Raw genomic sequence first — 16,432 nt, 5'->3', positions numbered from 1 at the left:
GACTTCTTTTATATGAATGTAAAAATATTAAAATTTGTTTAGGTCTTAGATATTGGATGCAGTATCTTCAACTTTGGTTTTTGCTTCGTCAAATTTATTTTGAGCCTGTGAAGCTACATCATTTGCTTTTGACTTCAGGTCATTTCCCCATTTGTTGAAATTATCCTTTGCATTGTTAATCTTATCCTTTACAGCCTGCTGCTCTTCAGGAGTTGATTTTTTGTATTTCCAGTAAGCTAAAGCACCTAATCCTAATAAAGCTAAAATACCGTTTGTCTTATTTCCCATGATTTCTGATTTTAAAAGTTATATTAAATTATTTATACCAATAACTATGTAAAATACGTGCCAAAAAATATAAGGGATTAATAAAAATATGTTAAACTTTAATTAAATATTTCAAAATTTTCTCCGTCGAAAGAGGCAAATACCATCGTTGGATAAGAATTCTGATGATAGAAATTTCCGTCTTTGTCGATAGCAATAGCACCTGCAAAACCGTCAATTTTTTTTAGTTCATCGAAAGTTTTTGTAAATGCTTTTTCGAGATTCATTCCGTCACTGACTCTTGTAACAATTTTTGTTGCAGTGGCATTACTTACAATATCTTCACCTACACCTGTACAGCTCACTGCACAGAACTGATTGGCATAATTTCCGGCCACGGTCGCAGAATCAGAAATTCTTCCCGGAATTTCAAAACCTTTGCCTCCGGTTGAAGTTGCAGCAGCTAAATTTCCATCCTGATCCCAGGCAACACAGCCTACCGTTCCTTTTCCACCATTACTTAATTTGGCTTCATATTCTTTTCTTCTTTGAGGAATTTCTGTCGAAAAGTTTTCAAAACCATGTTCGGAAGCGTATTTTTTTGCACCGCTTCCGCCTAAAACCCTGTCATCTTCAGAAATAAGGTCTTTAGCAACGAGAATAGGATTTTTCACATCTTCAATATTGATAACTCCACTCATTTTCTGAGTAGTACCGTCCATGATGGCGGCACTCATCCGGATAACTCCATCGCCCTGAATTTGTGAACCTGTTCCTGCATTATACAGTACATCATCTTCAAGAAGAGAAACTGCATAAGCCACGGTTTCAAATGCTGAATGAGATTCCAGATACTGATAAGATTTACTGACGATATCCTTTAAAGAATTTTGCTTGGCAACTTTCACCTCATGGCTCTGGTCACTTTCAGAGAAAAAACCTCCGTGAATGATGATTTTCATATAGCTGTTAGGTATAATTGATGATTGATAAATGATAATTGATAAGTGGATGATTGATGGAGTAGCGAGTGATTTAGACAGTCAATAATCATCAGATAACAAAATTGTTTTTACGTGTGTGGAACCGGATTAAACTGAGAATTTTCGATCGTTAATTTTCTTGTGGTCAAATCATAATGGTCATTCATGGACATGACGTGAACGGTAAGATTATCAATCGAAATAGGTTCTCCCAGATTAATGTTGGTAAGGTTGGTGTCTTTGATAAACCGTCCGTCTACAATAATCACAAGTCCCGATCCTACTGCTGTCATGGTATCATTGTAAATAAAAAGTCCGGTATCTTCTCCTAAGCCGATTCCTAAAGTTCTCGGATTGTTTACTACAGCCTGAAACAGACGTCCTATTCTGCCACGCTGTACAAAATGAGTATCAACAATCACATTGTCGATTAACCCTAATCCCTGGGTCGTCTTTATTTCTCCTTTTAAGAGAGCTTCAGAGCTGCTTCCCTGATAGATCATATTTTCTGAAGCTGCAGCAGCACCTGCAGAAGTCCCTGAATAAATGAAATCCTGTTCCATATATTTCAGAAGGATCGTATCATGAAACCGGGTTCCACCAAGAATAGAGGTCAGTCTCAGCTGATCACCACCGGTGAACATCACAACATCCGCTGCATTTGCTCTGGCGACGACGGCATCCGAATTGGCTTCTTCACGGTTTTGAATATTGAGAATATTGACATTCTTAGCTCCTAAAAATTCAAAAGCTCTTTTATATTCTGCACTTACGATTTGTGGTATTTGTGATGCTGTAGCAATCACTTCGATCACAGAGTTTTCTTTGTTTTTAGATTCAGTAATGATTTTTCTTAAAATTCCTCTTTCAAAAAAGTTAAGATTTTTTTCAATATTCTGATCGTAATCGGTTTCTGAGAAACTGCCTTTATTAACAGCTCCACCGATAATAATTAATTTTCCAACAGGTTTCATATCCCACAAAGTTAGAAAATAATTACCTGTCTACGAAACATTGAGGGTTTTTTAACGTATTTGCTTTGATTCTAAATTGATTACAAATTATGAACTTTTTTAATAAATCTTTAAACACCCTGAGGTTTTTGTTCATGTTTTGCATTATCTTTGATTCTAAAAGATATTTTTTACTAATAAAAATTACGTTATTAAAATATGAAAATTGAGAAGATACAAGCTTTGAGGGGTCCTAATATTTGGAGTATTAGAAGAAAGAAGCTGATACAGATGCGTTTGGATCTTGAAGAGCTGGAAAATTTTCCTACCAATAAAATTGAAGGCTTTCGTGAAAGAATAGAAAAACTGATTCCGTCACTTATCAGCCACCGATGTTCTGAAGGCACACACGGTGGTTTTTTTCACCGTGTGGAAACAGGCACCTGGATGGGGCATGTCATTGAACATATAGCGCTGGAAATTCAGACTTTAGCCGGAATGGAAACCGGTTTTGGAAGAACACGTGAAACAAAAACTTCCGGCGTTTATAATGTCGTATTTGATTATATAGAAGAAAACACAGGAATTTACGCAGCTGAACAGGCTGTTGAAATTGCCCATGCACTGATCAATGGGGATGATTATGATATCGAAGGCTGTATACAGCGTTTAAAAGAAATCAGAGAGCGGGTACGTCTCGGACCTTCTACAGGGAGTATCGTACAGGAGGCAGTTTCCAGAAAAATCCCATGGATCAGATTGGGAACAAACTCTCTGGTTCAGTTAGGATATGGTGTTAATCAGCAAAGATTCCAGGCAACCATTACAGGAAATACAAGTTCGATAGCAGTAGATATTGCCTGCAATAAGGAACTGACCAAAAGAATGCTGAATGATGCAGCAATTCCTGTCCCGACGGGTGACGTAATTATCAATGAAGAAGAATTACAGAGTGTCATTGATAAAATTGGATATCCTGTCGTGATCAAACCCCTTGACGGTAATCACGGAAAAGGATCTTCAATTAATGTGACCGACTGGGAAGTTGCAAAAATCGGTTTGGAGCATGCTCAGAAATATTCGAACAAAGTTATTGTTGAAAAATATATTACCGGATATGACTTCAGAGTTTTAGTCATCAATAATAAAATGGTGGCTGCAGCAAGACGCGTTCCTGCTCATGTAGTGGGAGATGGCGAGATGAATCTTCAGCAGCTGATTGATAAGGAAAATCAGGATCCGAGGAGAGGCTACGGGCATGAAAACGTCCTGACAGAGATCGCTGTAGATAAAGATACGACCGAATTACTGGACAAACTGAATTATACTTTAGTAACTGTTCCTCAAAGAGGTGAAGTGGTTTATCTGAAATCAACTGCCAACCTCTCGACAGGTGGTACTTCTATTGATGTCACCGATATGGTGCATCCGGAAAACATTACGATGGCAGAAAGAATTTCGAAAATCATCGGCTTGGATGTTTGTGGAATTGATATTATGGCTGAGAATCTTACCCAGCCTTTAAAAGAAAGCGGAGGAGCAATCATTGAAGTGAATGCTGCCCCGGGTTTCAGAATGCACCTTGCGCCAAGTGAAGGTCTTCCGAGAAACGTAGCAGCTCCTGTTGTGGATATGTTATATCCTCAGGGAAAACCGTTCACAATTCCGATCATTGCGGTAACCGGTACCAACGGAAAAACAACGACTACAAGACTGATCTCCCATATTGTTAAAAATAATGGATACCGTGTAGGTTTTACTACCTCTGACGGAATTTACATTCAGAATACCATGCTGACGAAAGGGGATACCACAGGTCCCGTTTCTGCTGAATTTATCTTAAAAGATCCGACAGTCGAATTTGCTGTTCTTGAAACTGCCAGAGGAGGAATCCTCCGTTCAGGTTTAGGTTTCTCCCAATGTGATATCGGCGTTCTGACCAATATTAAAGAAGATCATTTAGGACTGAATGATATTCACAATCTGAAAGATCTGACCAAAGTAAAAAGAGTAGTGCTGGACAGTGTAAAGAAGAATGGATGGAGTGTTTTGAATGCAGAGGATGAATATTCAATGAGGATCATCAATGATTTACCTAGCAATGTTGCCATTTTCAGTATTGATGAAAACAATGAACACATTAAAAAATTCGCAAAAGAGGGCAGGATTACCTGTGTCTATGAAGAAGGTTTTGTAACGATCAAAAAAGGGGACTGGAAAATCAGAATAGGAAAAGCGAAAGACTTCCCGATTACCATGGAAGGAAAGGCAAAATTCATGATCGATAATGTTCTGGCAGCTAGTTTGGCCTGCTACTTACAGGGATTTGGGATAGAAGATATTTCGAATTCTCTGAGAACATTTATTCCCAGTGCACAGCTAACTCCCGGAAGGTTGAATATATTTAATTTCAAAAACTTTAAGGTCCTAATTGATTTCGCCCATAATCCGGCAGGGTATGAAGCGATTGAAGATTATCTTAAAAATGTAGAATCGACCAAGAAAATCGGTATTATTTCCGGAGTGGGTGACAGAAGAGATGAAGATATCAGGCTTTGCGGAAAAATTGCAGGCAGAATGTTTGATCATATCATTATCAGAAATGAGAAGCACCTTCGTGGAAGGACTGAAGAAGAGATCAACGGATTGATCATCGAAGGAATGCAGACTTCGGGAAGAGACGTAAGCTACGAGACCATTCCTAAAGAAATAGAAGCGTTGAAACATGCCATGGGGATGGCAGAAGAAGGAACCTTCATTACAGCTTTGAGTGATGTGATTTCAAATGCCATTGATTTAGTACAGGAGTACCAGACGAGAGAATTACTCGAAGGTGATAAGTTTTAATCAGGCCTAAATTCATAGAATAATAAAAACCTCAGAATTTTCTGAGGTTTTTGCTGTTTACAAGTATGATTTCAATTTTAGAAATTGGAGTTTACTGACCTCAGATTTAAAATAAAAACTGACTTTTATGATCATTTTGATTTATTCTTCCGCAAAAAAAGCATTGGAACTTCCGATCCAGATGGCATCTTTCTTATTAAAATCTACGTTGACCATCGAAGCTTTGGTCATCCGTCCCAGGTTTTCCAGCAGGATAGGAAATTCATCCTGTTCTCTCCAGATATAAAGCAGACGGATTTCAGCTTTTGAAAAATCCCCGTTGATATCTTCAAACGCAGGTTCGTAATTTACTTTTCGCTGCAGAATGTAATTTTCTTTATCATCAATTGAATCTGTGATTTCCTTTGTTGGATTTAAATTTACTCCGCTGCCTGCAAACGAAAATAAAGGTTTCAGTACAAAATTTTCAAGATGTTCATTTTCAGGAAATTCATGCAGGAAATAACTTTTCGGAACATACTGATGCTTCAGCATCGGTAATAGAAATTTTGAAATTTTGAAAAACCAGTTGGGGTGCGTGATCCATTTTACATCCGCTTCTTCACGAAAGTCAAATTCAAGCTGAAGATCAGGAATACGGTCTAATTCATCAAAGATCACACGGTTGTATATTCTTTTGATCTGCGTTTTTCTGCCTTCATTTTCATAAAAGAGAAGTGTTCCTTCTTTCCTGACCTTCGTAAGACATACCGTTTTTATTCCCAGCAATTTTTCAGTTAATGCAAAATCGATAGCGGTTTTTTGTTTTTCAGGGAAAATTTCCAGTAAGATCACCTGTTCGGGATTTTCATCACCTACAATCAGTTCTTTAAGATATTTCTGGATCTCATGCTGAGATATGTTGTATTTAATTTCATCCAGAAAAGGGTACACCTCACAGAATGTGTCTTCATATACTTTCTGAAAGGCATACAGTGATGGGAAAGCCTGCAGTTCGATCAGCTGGGGCTCAATTTCTCCGTTTTCACTTTTACAGATTCCGAAATCAATAGTGAAAAAATGAGGTTTGGCCGTGTCGTTGGGAACTTTACAGTCTGAAGGGATTGCTTTTTCTAAAGTTTCCGGGGATAAATCTTTGATCTGATTGATAATACTTTCACTGGCATCAATCAGTTTGCTTTTAAATTCATTCGTAAGGAACATCGGACTTTCAGAAAGCCTGAAAGAGGGCAGCAAACCACTCTTTTCCTGTAGGATTTCTTTACAACGCCCATATTTTTCCTGAGTAAATTCCTGATTGAACTGTTTTCTGTATTTTGGAATCATATTTTTTTCTTTGTGATTTTAAAAAAATCGGGCATAGAACACCCGATTTTAAATTTTATTCTTTTAGCTATTGTAAAAAGCAGGAGCTTATATGCCGTTTATACCATTGCTTCGACATCTCTTAAAATGTTATTTTTTGCCGAATTCAAAAACCTTGGCAGGATCTGCGTCTGTGTGAGGAGGATCTTTTCTTCATCATCCATGCGGTCAACAGTCTCCAGGTATTTTTCCATTCCGTAGTTTTCAATCATTGCCTGTTTGTTTTTTTCATCTTTAAGGTTTTCAATCATTCCTGCAGGATTGGCTTCCGGATGAAACTGAGTTCCGAAAATTTCGTCCGAAAAACGAATCGCCATTATGGCTCTTTCCAGATTAATATGAGGACGGAATTTCTCTATAGCAACAATTTTCATCCCCAGTTCTTCAAAACGTTCCGCATCAGGTTCTATAAACTGGTAAGCTCTTGAATCCACCGCATAGAACGGTTCAGGAAGATTTTTAAATAAAAATTCTTCCTTACCCTCATCTGTCTTATGCATGGGCATTACCCCAAAGGAATAGGAATTTCTTTTACAGATGTTTCCCAGATTCCAGTGAATACTTGCCAGCTGAAAAGAATGGCATATTAAAAAAAGATATTTTTTAGTGTCATTCTTTTTCAGGTTATGCTGATATACTGAATCTAAAAAATGAGCATATCTATCTTCCCATTCGAGTCCTTCCCGATGAGGATTTCCGGGACCTCCTGAAGAAATAAAAATATCAAAATCCTCTACGTTTGGAATTTCATTCTTAAACCGGACATCAAATGCGTTAATACTGATGCTTTCTTCAGATTCTTCCCTGAAAGCTTCTGAAATTTCTTTTATATTTTTAAAACCCTGATTGACGTGATTGTTGTTCATGTCCAGTAAAGCAATTCTTACCTCTTTCATAACTTCATATTTTGTGCAAAGTTATTAAAATATTACGATGCGTTTTCACTATGCGTAATTCCATATTCTGTCTCAGAGATCATGTAATCAACGACTTTCGTTAAATCTCCGGTTTCCTGAAAGACTTTTAACTGTCTGTCTGCTCCCGTCCCGTTTTCTAAAATCGTCCAGGCGTATTCCACTTCTTTTCTGCATCCCAGATCGTCTACAACATCATCAATAAACTCAAGCAGTTCTTTCAGCAAATCGGGATAAGGTACGGATTCTTCCTTGCCAAAATCAATGAGATGAGAATGGATACCATCTCTGGAAGCACGCCATTTATTTTCATTAAGCAGTAATCTTCTGTAGCTTCTGAAACTGAGGTTCTGCTGGTGCAGTTTATAAATTTTAGCAACTAAGCTTTGCATAATGGCTGCAAGACACACTGTTTCGTCAATTCTCAGAGGCATATCGCAGATTCTGAATTCTATAGTAGGGTAGAAAGGATGAACACGTAAATCCCACCAGATTTTTTTTGCGTTGTCAATGGTTCCTGTTTTTACCAGGAGATCAACATAGCTGTCAAATTCTGCCAGAGAATTAAAATAACTTGGAATTCCGGTCCTCGGAAATTTTACGAAAATCTCCTGTCTGTACGATCTGAAACCTGTATTTCTGCCGATCCAAAACGGTGAATTCACTGAAAGTGCATAAACATGCGGCAGGAAATAACGCATCACATTCTGTATTCTTACTCCTTCTTCACGGTTGGGAATTCCGATATGGACGTGCAGTCCGAAAATAAGGTTTCCACGGGCCACATCTCCCATATCATCCACGATTTTATTATATCGCTCACCATCGGTTATGGTATTGTGTTCCCAGTTTGAAAAAGGATGCGTACCACCTCCTGACACACGAAGCCCCTGCTCATGTGCCGTTTTGATAAGGTGTCTTCTAAGGTTCGTCAGTTCAGTACGCGCCTCCTGAATATTCTGACAGATTCCGGTTTCCATTTCAATCATGGATTCGTGCATTTCATGCTTTAAGTTTTCACTTAGAACAGCCTTGCCTCCCTCAATGATTTTTGAAACATGGGATACCAGATCCCTGCTTTCTAAATCGATGATCTGATATTCTTCTTCAATACCAATAGTAAACTGATGCATTCTTTTCCTGTGTTTTGTTGAGTTTATTTTACTGAATCCTTCACAAAAGTTCCCCAGGAGATATTCTGTTTTCCGGGAACGTATTCTTTTGCTTTTTCGATAGCTAATTTTGCTGAATGCTCTACGATCCATGCGAAATTTTCTTCACCTACAGATTTTCTGTCAGCATCCGGTGCAGGATTACAGAAATCTATTGCATAAGGAATTCCATCTCTTACTGCAAATTCTACCGTATTGAAATCATATCCTAAAGCTTCATTCATTTTAATCGTGTAATCATGGATTACTTTTAACAGTTTTTCCAAATCTTTATCCTCCGTCTGATGGGTGGTCGCATATCTCAAATGATGCGGATTTCTTGGCTCGTAAGGCATGATATGAACATATTTCTTGCCCAGACAGTATACCCTGTAGTAATCCTGAAAAACAATTTCTTCCTGAACCATCATCACCAGCTGTTCTGTTTCAGATAATTTATCCCAAAGATCCTGGGGACTTTCCACTCTGTAAACACTTTTCCATCCTCCGCCGTCATGCGGTTTCATATAAGCCGGAAAACCTACATAATCAAAAATGTAGTCCCAGTCATGAGGAAATTTAAGATTTCTGAATGATGTTTCCGACGTATCATCAGGCCTTTCGTAGGAAGGCAGTAAAACAGTGTTTGGTAAAGGAATTCCAAGTTTCGACATCAGAGCATTATTAAAAAATTTTTCGTCTGCACTCCACCAGAAAGGATTATTGATGACGTACGTGCCATTCAGAGCTGCATTTTTCAGATAGGCTCTGTAGAAAGGAACATCCTGAGAAATTCTGTCAATGATTACAGCGTATCCATAATCTGCTCCCTGTTCCAATTTATCAATCGTAACTGCTTCTGCTGTGATTTCTCCTTTTCCCAATTCGTTGACCCTGTCGATAAATGCCCATGGAAATGTATCTTCCATTCCGAATAAAATTCCTACTTTCTTTGCCATAATTTGTCTTTTTAGTTTTTTAATATAAATATTTGATTTGTTTGGATTTTAAGAGAAGAATGTTCCTATGAAATTAGGAAATGCCATTCTCCACAGTGGCCAGTCGTGGTTGATCCACTTTTTTTCATCATACCAGAAATCAATTCCCTTTGAGCGGAGAATTTCTGCCATTTCAACATTTTTATCCCTGCAGATATCCTCATCTGAGGTACTCAGAACGATGTGCATATGTCTGTATTTCCAGGCGTCATCATTTTTTACAAATTCTCTTGGACAGTTGAAATAGACCAGTTCATCGGAATATCCATCCATGAAATTCCTGATACTGAAAGCTCCGGAAAGACTGAATAAATGAGAAACAACATCCGGAAACCTGAAAGCAAAATTAGCAGCGTGATAGCCTCCGAAACTTGCCCCGGCAACGGCTACGCGGTGAGTATTATGAAGTTTCTGTATGTAAGGAACAAATTCCTTAATCAGAAACTGAACATATTTTTCATAATTTTTGATTCTCTGTTGAGGAGTTATTTTTTCGTCATAAAAACTCCATGCATCAATCGTCTGAATATTATATAATTTTACTTTACCCTGCTCGACAAACCAGTTGATACTGCCATTCAGGTTAAAATCATTGTTCTGGGTATACTGTCCCTGTGAAGTCGGAAACATAATGATAGGGTAACCGAAATGTCCGGTGACTTCTACTTTAAGGCTTGTTCCTAATATATTTGAGTAATAATCGGTATGTTCTATTTGTGGCATGTAAGATGGATTTTAATTTAGGTTTAAATTTTTAAAAAGAAATCCGTATAGTCGGATCATAAACCAATTTCTAAATTCATTGATTTTAAGTTGATAAAAATCAGATATCAGTGAATCAGGCATTCTATTATTAATGCTGTAAGATTAGGCTGTTACTATTGCTAATTTGTTCTATGCACTCGGTTTTTCCTGAGGCGGAATAATATTCAGAAGATTCTTATGGATATTTTCTGCAGCGCGGTCTAATCTTTCTGTGATTTTATCAGAATCTTTTGATTTGTAAACAATTCCTACGTGATAATCAATCGGAAGAAATTTGACTGCTTCTTCACATTCAAACTGATTATAGTCAGGTTGTCTATCTTTAATTAAAGCGATAATCAATCCTGAATAGTACCCTGTAGGTTTAGAAACTTCATAGTTTTTGCCTCTCAGAAGTGCATCTTCTATTTTTGCCCATTCACGCCAGATATTGATATTGCTTGATGCTTCCACCAAATCAGGAATATGTGCACCGCCAACTCTTGATGAGGTTTCAAGAAAATACCACTTACCGTCTTCTTTACCGCGGATAAATTCTGTATGGGTGGCACCGTTAAGCAAGCCGAAATTTATAAGGACTTTTTTATTGGCATCATCCAGCGCCTTAAATTCCTCCGAATAACGGCCTAATGTTCTGGTTCTGAAAACACCTCCTTCATGGGAAACCTCCATGGGTGGTGCTAAATATTTTGAAGCAGAAGTGAAAACAATTTCCTTATTAAAGGTTAAGCTGTCAACATGATACACATCACCCGGCTTAAAGCTTTCCAAGAGAAAAAGATGACGTTCTTCACCCAGATTTTCTAAGGCTTTCCATAGTTCTTCTTTGGTCTTAAGCTTTTTGATTCCCGATGCTGATGCTTCGGAACGGGGTTTTAAAACCCAGGGAGCAGGTATTTTATCAATGAATTTTTCAACTTCATGATCATTAAATACGGCAGTGAATTCCGGAACATTGATGCCTGAATCTTTTGCTTTCTGGCGCATAGCCAGTTTATCTCTGAAATAACGGTGCGTAGTCTGTCCCATTCCCGGAATACGAAATGTTTCACGGATTAATGCCGCTTTTTCAACGTCATAGTCGTCAAGTGCAATGACCGCATCTACCTTTCGGGTCTTCATTAAATGAGAAAATCCCTGAATAAGATGATCAAGATTCCAGACAGATGGTTTTACTTCAGGCATATAGAAGACCTCGTCAATAGCTTCCCACGGCCAGTTTTTTTCTTTAAGGTTTTCTGATGTTATAAGGATAACTTTATTACCGAGCTTTTTCATCTCATCCATAAAATCATAGCCTTTGTAATAGCACGAAATGCATACAATGGTTTTCTTCTCCATATAATGTTTTTTAGTTTTTGGTGAATATTCAAAGATAAAATATATTTTTTATTGATGTTTTAATGTGTAAAATCAATAATCGATGAATATTTGAAAATCACTAATCAATTATACAGAGAAATTTTTAAATAAACTAATTTTTAGTAATAATTTTCAATTAAATCAGCCAGTAATTGTACTCCATATCCTGTTGCAGCTTTATCTTTGGCATATCCTACGTTTCCAAATGCAACTCCGGCAATGTCAAGATGCGCCCAGTTAGGATGTCCTTCAATAAACTGTTCTAAAAATTTTGCCGCAATAATGCAGTCTCCGATAGGTTTCATAGAGATGTTTTTAAAATCAGCTACGTCAGATTTAAAATCATCCTTCCAGATATCCCACAATGGGAGGTTCCACACCCTCTGATTTGTTTTGTCTCCTGTTTTTATCAGACGGTTTTTTAAATCTTCACTGTTAGAAAACATCGCACCACAGGTATCACCAAACATTCTTACCGAACTTCCTGTAAGGGTGGCGAGATCAATCAGAACATCTGTTTTATAGTTCTTGGAAAGATAGGAAAGTCCGTCTGCAAGAGTCATTCTTCCTTCAGCGTCTGTATTGAGGACTTCAATGGTCTTTCCGTTGTAGGCTGTAACAACATCACTCGGAAGATAGGCATTTTCGGAAACAGCATTATCTGTAATAGGTAAAATGGCAGTAATATTTACCGGCAATTTCATTTTCGAAGCATAGATCAAAGCTCCGATAACTGCTGTTGCTCCACCCATATCAGACTTCATATAATGCATATTGTCTGAGGCCTTGATCGAAATCCCACCGGTATCAAATAAAACGCATTTTCCTACCAGACCGAAAGTTTTTGCATTTTTGACGTTGCTTTTATATTCCAGGATAGTAAAAGCGGCATCATAGGCACTTCCCTGATTGACTGCAGCAAAGGCTCCCAATCCCAGTTCTTCACATTTTTTTCTGTTGAATACAGTATAATTAAGCTGGTTTTTCTTTGCCAGGTTTTTCAGATATGTATTTACATCTTCAGGTCTTTTTAAATTTGCAGGTTTGTTGAGCCAGTCCTGACAGGCGGTCTGACCTTCGCATAAGGCCTCAGTTCTGCTTATGACGGTATCTAATTTTTTCTGACTTATATTTCCAAAATGAAGTTCAAAATTTTCATTCCAGAAAACATGTGTTTTCTGAAACGGATACTGATAAGTTCCTAAGAAAAGACCTTTTATAAATTCTTCAAACTGGCTTTCAGTAATCAGATCTGCAGAAATTAAGGTTGGGTATGACTGAAAATTTTTCCGGTTGGCCTGAGAAAATTTAACAGCAACCTGCTGGAATTCAAAATTCTGAAGATCAGATTTTCCCAATCCGATAAAGTAGGTGACAGATTCATCTTTTGCATCGATAAAAACTTCATACTTCTTTCCTGAGAAAAGCAACTGTATATTTTTATTATAATTTTTACTGTTTTCGGCCCAAGATTCTTCTGTAAATAATTCAAAAATCTGTGCGTAACTTTTATTTCTTTTGTTTAATAATTTCATATTGTTTAATTTTTGGTTTCCTGATGCGGTGTTACCTCAACAGGGTTTTCTGTGTTGTTGTAAAAAAGCCATTCGATAGCTCTCGGGAATTCCTGTGACCAGTAAAATTCGTTATGAGAGCCTTCGGGATTGATATTTGTTTTAAATTCAAAATCAAACAAATTTTTCTTTTCCCATCTTTTCAGATAATTTTCAAAGACCTGTATTCTCTTAACCATTTTTGATCCCTCCTTTTCGCCACCGTATAGATATATTTTAGTCTTGAACGGAACCCTGAAGCTCATCATAGGAAAGTTATTATTAGGCTCTACCCAGAGAGACGGAGAGAAAATGAGGAGTTTTGAATAAACTTCAGGATATAAAAATCCACTGTAGATACTGATCAGTGCTCCTAATGAACTTCCACCGATTCCGGTATTTTCTCTGTCTTTTTTGGTGCGGTAGTTTTCATCGACGAAAGGTTTTAAAGTATCTGTAATAAAACGGATGTATTTTTTCCCCTCAGAACCGTTGGCTACGTTGTCATTATCAAAAATATACTCTTTGATTCTTTCTTCGCTTCCGTGTTCAATAGCAATGATGATGACATCGCCGCGGCCATATTCAGCAAGTATTGAAAGTTTTTTATCAATTTCCCAATTTCCGTAGGGACTACCTTCATTGAATAAATTTTGAGCATCCTGAAGATAAAGAACCGGGTAATGTTTGTCAGAAACATAATAATCGTAAGGGAGCAGAGCCCAGACCTTGCGGTACCTTTCCAGCTGAGGAATGTAAAATTCTTCAGAAATGATTTCAACAATAGGATAAAACTCCTCTTTAAAAGGTCCCCAGTTATATCTCCATTTTTCTACAACAGAGGAAATGACTTCTGAAGACTTTACTGCTTTTTTATTGGGGGTGATGCTTCCGTACTGGTCAAGTTCTACATTCTCCCAGCCTCCTTTTGTATACTTGAATTCAATAACATCCGGGAGAAACTCCTCAAATATTTCAATGTAGTAATTATGGGGATCTGTCTGTATCAGCTGATACCGGGAATCTTTTGGATTCCACATATTAAAGTTTCCGGTTATAAATATAGGCCTTTCGTCGGCTTCACCCGTGTAAAGTATAAACTTCATATTTGTGTTTAAAAAAGAATGTATTTTATTTAACTCATAAAAGTATAAAAAAAACTTTTGATATAGGTTAATTAAAATTAATAAAAAACAGCCTTTAACAAAGTAAATATTTATATATTTGATAGTCATCGATACTTATTAATAAACAGTTTAGCACGAAATATGCTTCGGTGTTTTTTGTAATAACTGCTTATGACCAATCTGACTGAAAAAACACTATGATCAATTCGGTAAAAACCTTTACACTTTTCACAGACCATGACATTTATCTTTTTCGTGAAGGTAAACACTATCGTCTTTACGAGAAATTCGGAGCACATTCTGTAGAAATGGACAGTGTGAGAGGGGTCTACTTTTCAGTTTGGGCTCCCAATGCAGAAAAAGTTTCTGTAATCGGAAATTTTAATAGCTGGAATCATACTGAGCATATTCTTTTTCCACGCTGGGACAGTTCCGGTATTTGGGAAGGTTTTATTCCCGGGATCAACTGGGGTACACTTTATAAATATGCCATAGAAAATCAGGGAATGATTTTAGAAAAAAGTGATCCATATGCACTTAGCTGGGAACAGAATCTTCAGGCTGCTTCATTAGTTTCTACTAATTGGTATGAGTGGGATGATGAAGAATGGATGAAAAAAAGGTGGAAAAGTAACAGCTTAGAATCTCCTGTTTCTGTGTATGAGATGCATCTGGCATCATGGCTCAGAGATGCAGAATCTCCTGAAAAATTTTTAAATTACAGAGAAATTGCTGGAAAGCTGGTACCTTACATTAAATATATGGGTTTCACTCATGTGGAATTTATGCCGGTGATGGAATATCCGTATGACCCAAGTTGGGGATATCAGATCACAGGTTTTTTTGCGGCAACTTCACGCTTCGGATCGCCTCAGGATTTGATGTTCCTGATTGATGAACTGCATAAAAATAATATTGGAGTTATTTTGGATTGGGTTCCTTCCCATTTTCCGGGAGATGCCAACGGACTTCATCTTTTCGACGGAAGTCATTTATATGAGCATGAAGATCCAAAAAGAGGTTTTCATCCCGACTGGAAATCCTATATTTTTGATTACGGGAAAAATGAAGTTAAGTCTTTTCTCATCTCCAATGCGATGTTCTGGCTTGACCGCTATCATGCAGACGGCCTTCGTGTAGATGCAGTGACATCGATGCTTCATCTTGATTACTCAAGAGATGAAGGTGAATGGGAGCCTAATATTTATGGGGAAAATGTCAATCTCGAAGCAAAATTGTTCCTGCAGGAATTCAATACCGCCGTTTACAAAGAATTCGGCAACAGTATTATTACTATCGCAGAGGAAAGTTCGGATTTTCCGATGCTCACAAAACCCGTTCACGATGGTGGAGTAGGTTTCGGAATGAAATGGATGATGGGTTGGATGCATGATACTCTGGATTATTTTAAAGAAGATTATGAAAACAGAAGACACCGACACCATAAACTGACATTTGCCTCCATGTATATGTATAATGAAAATTATATGATGCCATTGTCTCATGATGAAGTCGTACACGGGAAAGCAAGTCTGATCTACAAGATGAAAGGTGATGAGTGGCAGAAGTTTGCCAATCTGAGAGCTTTATTCATGTACATGTTTACGCACCCCGGAGCGAAGTTACTTTTCATGGGCGACGAATTCGGACAGACGGCGGAATGGAATTTTAAACAGAGTTTAGACTGGCATCTGCTGGACTATCCGGTACACAAAGGTTTACAGAATCTGGTCAGAGACCTTAACCATCTTTACAGACAGGAAACGTCCCTTTATGAAAATCAGTTTAACAGTTATGGTTTTGAATGGATAGAAGCGAACGATGAAGAACGTTCAGTTTATACCTATCTTAGAAAGGGTAAAAAGAAAAATGATGTTTTAATGATTATTCTGAATCTTACACCTGATGTATTTGATTACAGGATAGGAGTCGACGAAGATACTCAATGGCAGGTGATTTTCAATTCTGATGATGAAATCTATAACGGAAGCGGAGTGAACTCCACTGTTTTTAAAGAAGAAGATGAAGGGTGGATGAACCGTCCTAAATCAATTTTTCTGAAGCTGCCTCCTCTCGCAGGAATTGTTCTGAAGATGAAAAAAAATAAAAGATATAAACAAAACAGAATAAAACAACATAAAAAATAA

Annotated in this window: 13 protein-coding genes; 2 read left to right on the top strand and 11 right to left on the bottom strand. The window is 37.5% G+C overall.

What is annotated here, in order from left to right; all coding sequences use genetic code 11:
- Positions 1-45 precede the first annotated feature (45 nt).
- From AC2A07_RS09750 to AC2A07_RS09740, 3 genes are all read right to left on the bottom strand, one after another.
- Positions 46-288, bottom strand: coding sequence for a YtxH domain-containing protein (locus tag AC2A07_RS09750; RefSeq protein WP_314491481.1), 243 nt, complete (start codon positions 286-288; stop codon positions 46-48).
- A gap of 98 nt (positions 289-386) precedes the next feature.
- Entirely contained in the window at positions 387-1,229 is an 843-nt protein-coding gene (locus tag AC2A07_RS09745; RefSeq protein ID WP_484050220.1) for an isoaspartyl peptidase/L-asparaginase, read from the bottom strand.
- A gap of 110 nt (positions 1,230-1,339) precedes the next feature.
- On the bottom strand, positions 1,340-2,224 hold the full coding sequence (locus tag AC2A07_RS09740; protein ID WP_484050219.1) for a cyanophycinase: 885 nt from the start codon (positions 2,222-2,224) through the stop codon (positions 1,340-1,342).
- 198 nt (positions 2,225-2,422) lie between these two features.
- Here AC2A07_RS09740 and cphA point away from each other — a divergent pair, with 198 nt between their 5' ends.
- A complete protein-coding gene (gene cphA / locus AC2A07_RS09735; RefSeq protein ID WP_484050218.1) occupies positions 2,423-5,050 on the top strand; it encodes a cyanophycin synthetase in 2,628 nt (875 codons plus the stop codon).
- Positions 5,051-5,191: 141 nt separating this feature from the next.
- Here the strand turns inward: cphA and AC2A07_RS09730 are convergent, their stop codons facing one another.
- From AC2A07_RS09730 to AC2A07_RS09695, 8 genes are all read right to left on the bottom strand, one after another.
- Positions 5,192-6,376: a hypothetical protein gene (locus tag AC2A07_RS09730; protein WP_484050217.1), complete on the bottom strand. Its 1,185-nt coding sequence runs from the start codon at positions 6,374-6,376 to the stop codon at positions 5,192-5,194.
- Positions 6,377-6,474: 98 nt separating this feature from the next.
- Positions 6,475-7,311, bottom strand: coding sequence for a type 1 glutamine amidotransferase (locus AC2A07_RS09725; protein WP_484050216.1), 837 nt, complete (start codon positions 7,309-7,311; stop codon positions 6,475-6,477).
- Between the two features lie 32 nt (positions 7,312-7,343).
- Positions 7,344-8,462 (bottom strand): carboxylate-amine ligase, encoded by a 1,119-nt coding sequence (locus tag AC2A07_RS09720; RefSeq protein WP_314491464.1) that lies wholly within the window; start codon positions 8,460-8,462, stop codon positions 7,344-7,346.
- Between the two features lie 23 nt (positions 8,463-8,485).
- A complete protein-coding gene (locus tag AC2A07_RS09715; RefSeq protein ID WP_484050215.1) occupies positions 8,486-9,439 on the bottom strand; it encodes an ATP-grasp domain-containing protein in 954 nt (317 codons plus the stop codon).
- A 48-nt stretch (positions 9,440-9,487) separates the two neighbouring features.
- On the bottom strand, positions 9,488-10,201 hold the full coding sequence (locus tag AC2A07_RS09710) for an alpha/beta hydrolase-fold protein (protein WP_314491459.1): 714 nt from the start codon (positions 10,199-10,201) through the stop codon (positions 9,488-9,490).
- A gap of 171 nt (positions 10,202-10,372) precedes the next feature.
- On the bottom strand, positions 10,373-11,584 hold the full coding sequence (locus tag AC2A07_RS09705; RefSeq protein ID WP_484050214.1) for an ATP-grasp domain-containing protein: 1,212 nt from the start codon (positions 11,582-11,584) through the stop codon (positions 10,373-10,375).
- A gap of 140 nt (positions 11,585-11,724) precedes the next feature.
- Positions 11,725-13,140, bottom strand: coding sequence for a leucyl aminopeptidase family protein (locus tag AC2A07_RS09700; protein WP_314491454.1), 1,416 nt, complete (start codon positions 13,138-13,140; stop codon positions 11,725-11,727).
- Between the two features lie 5 nt (positions 13,141-13,145).
- Positions 13,146-14,264, bottom strand: coding sequence for an alpha/beta hydrolase (locus tag AC2A07_RS09695; protein ID WP_484050213.1), 1,119 nt, complete (start codon positions 14,262-14,264; stop codon positions 13,146-13,148).
- Positions 14,265-14,485: 221 nt separating this feature from the next.
- Between AC2A07_RS09695 and glgB the strand changes: the two genes are divergently transcribed.
- The gene (glgB, locus tag AC2A07_RS09690) at positions 14,486-16,432 is read left to right on the top strand and encodes a 1,4-alpha-glucan branching protein GlgB (protein WP_484050246.1); all 1,947 of its coding nucleotides are present in this window, start codon (positions 14,486-14,488) and stop codon (positions 16,430-16,432) included.

Source organism: Chryseobacterium sp. HNCC26DJ238 (assembly GCF_057180465.1).
Note: the sequence above shows the minus strand (reverse complement) of the source record. Positions and strands in the feature narration are given on the sequence as shown.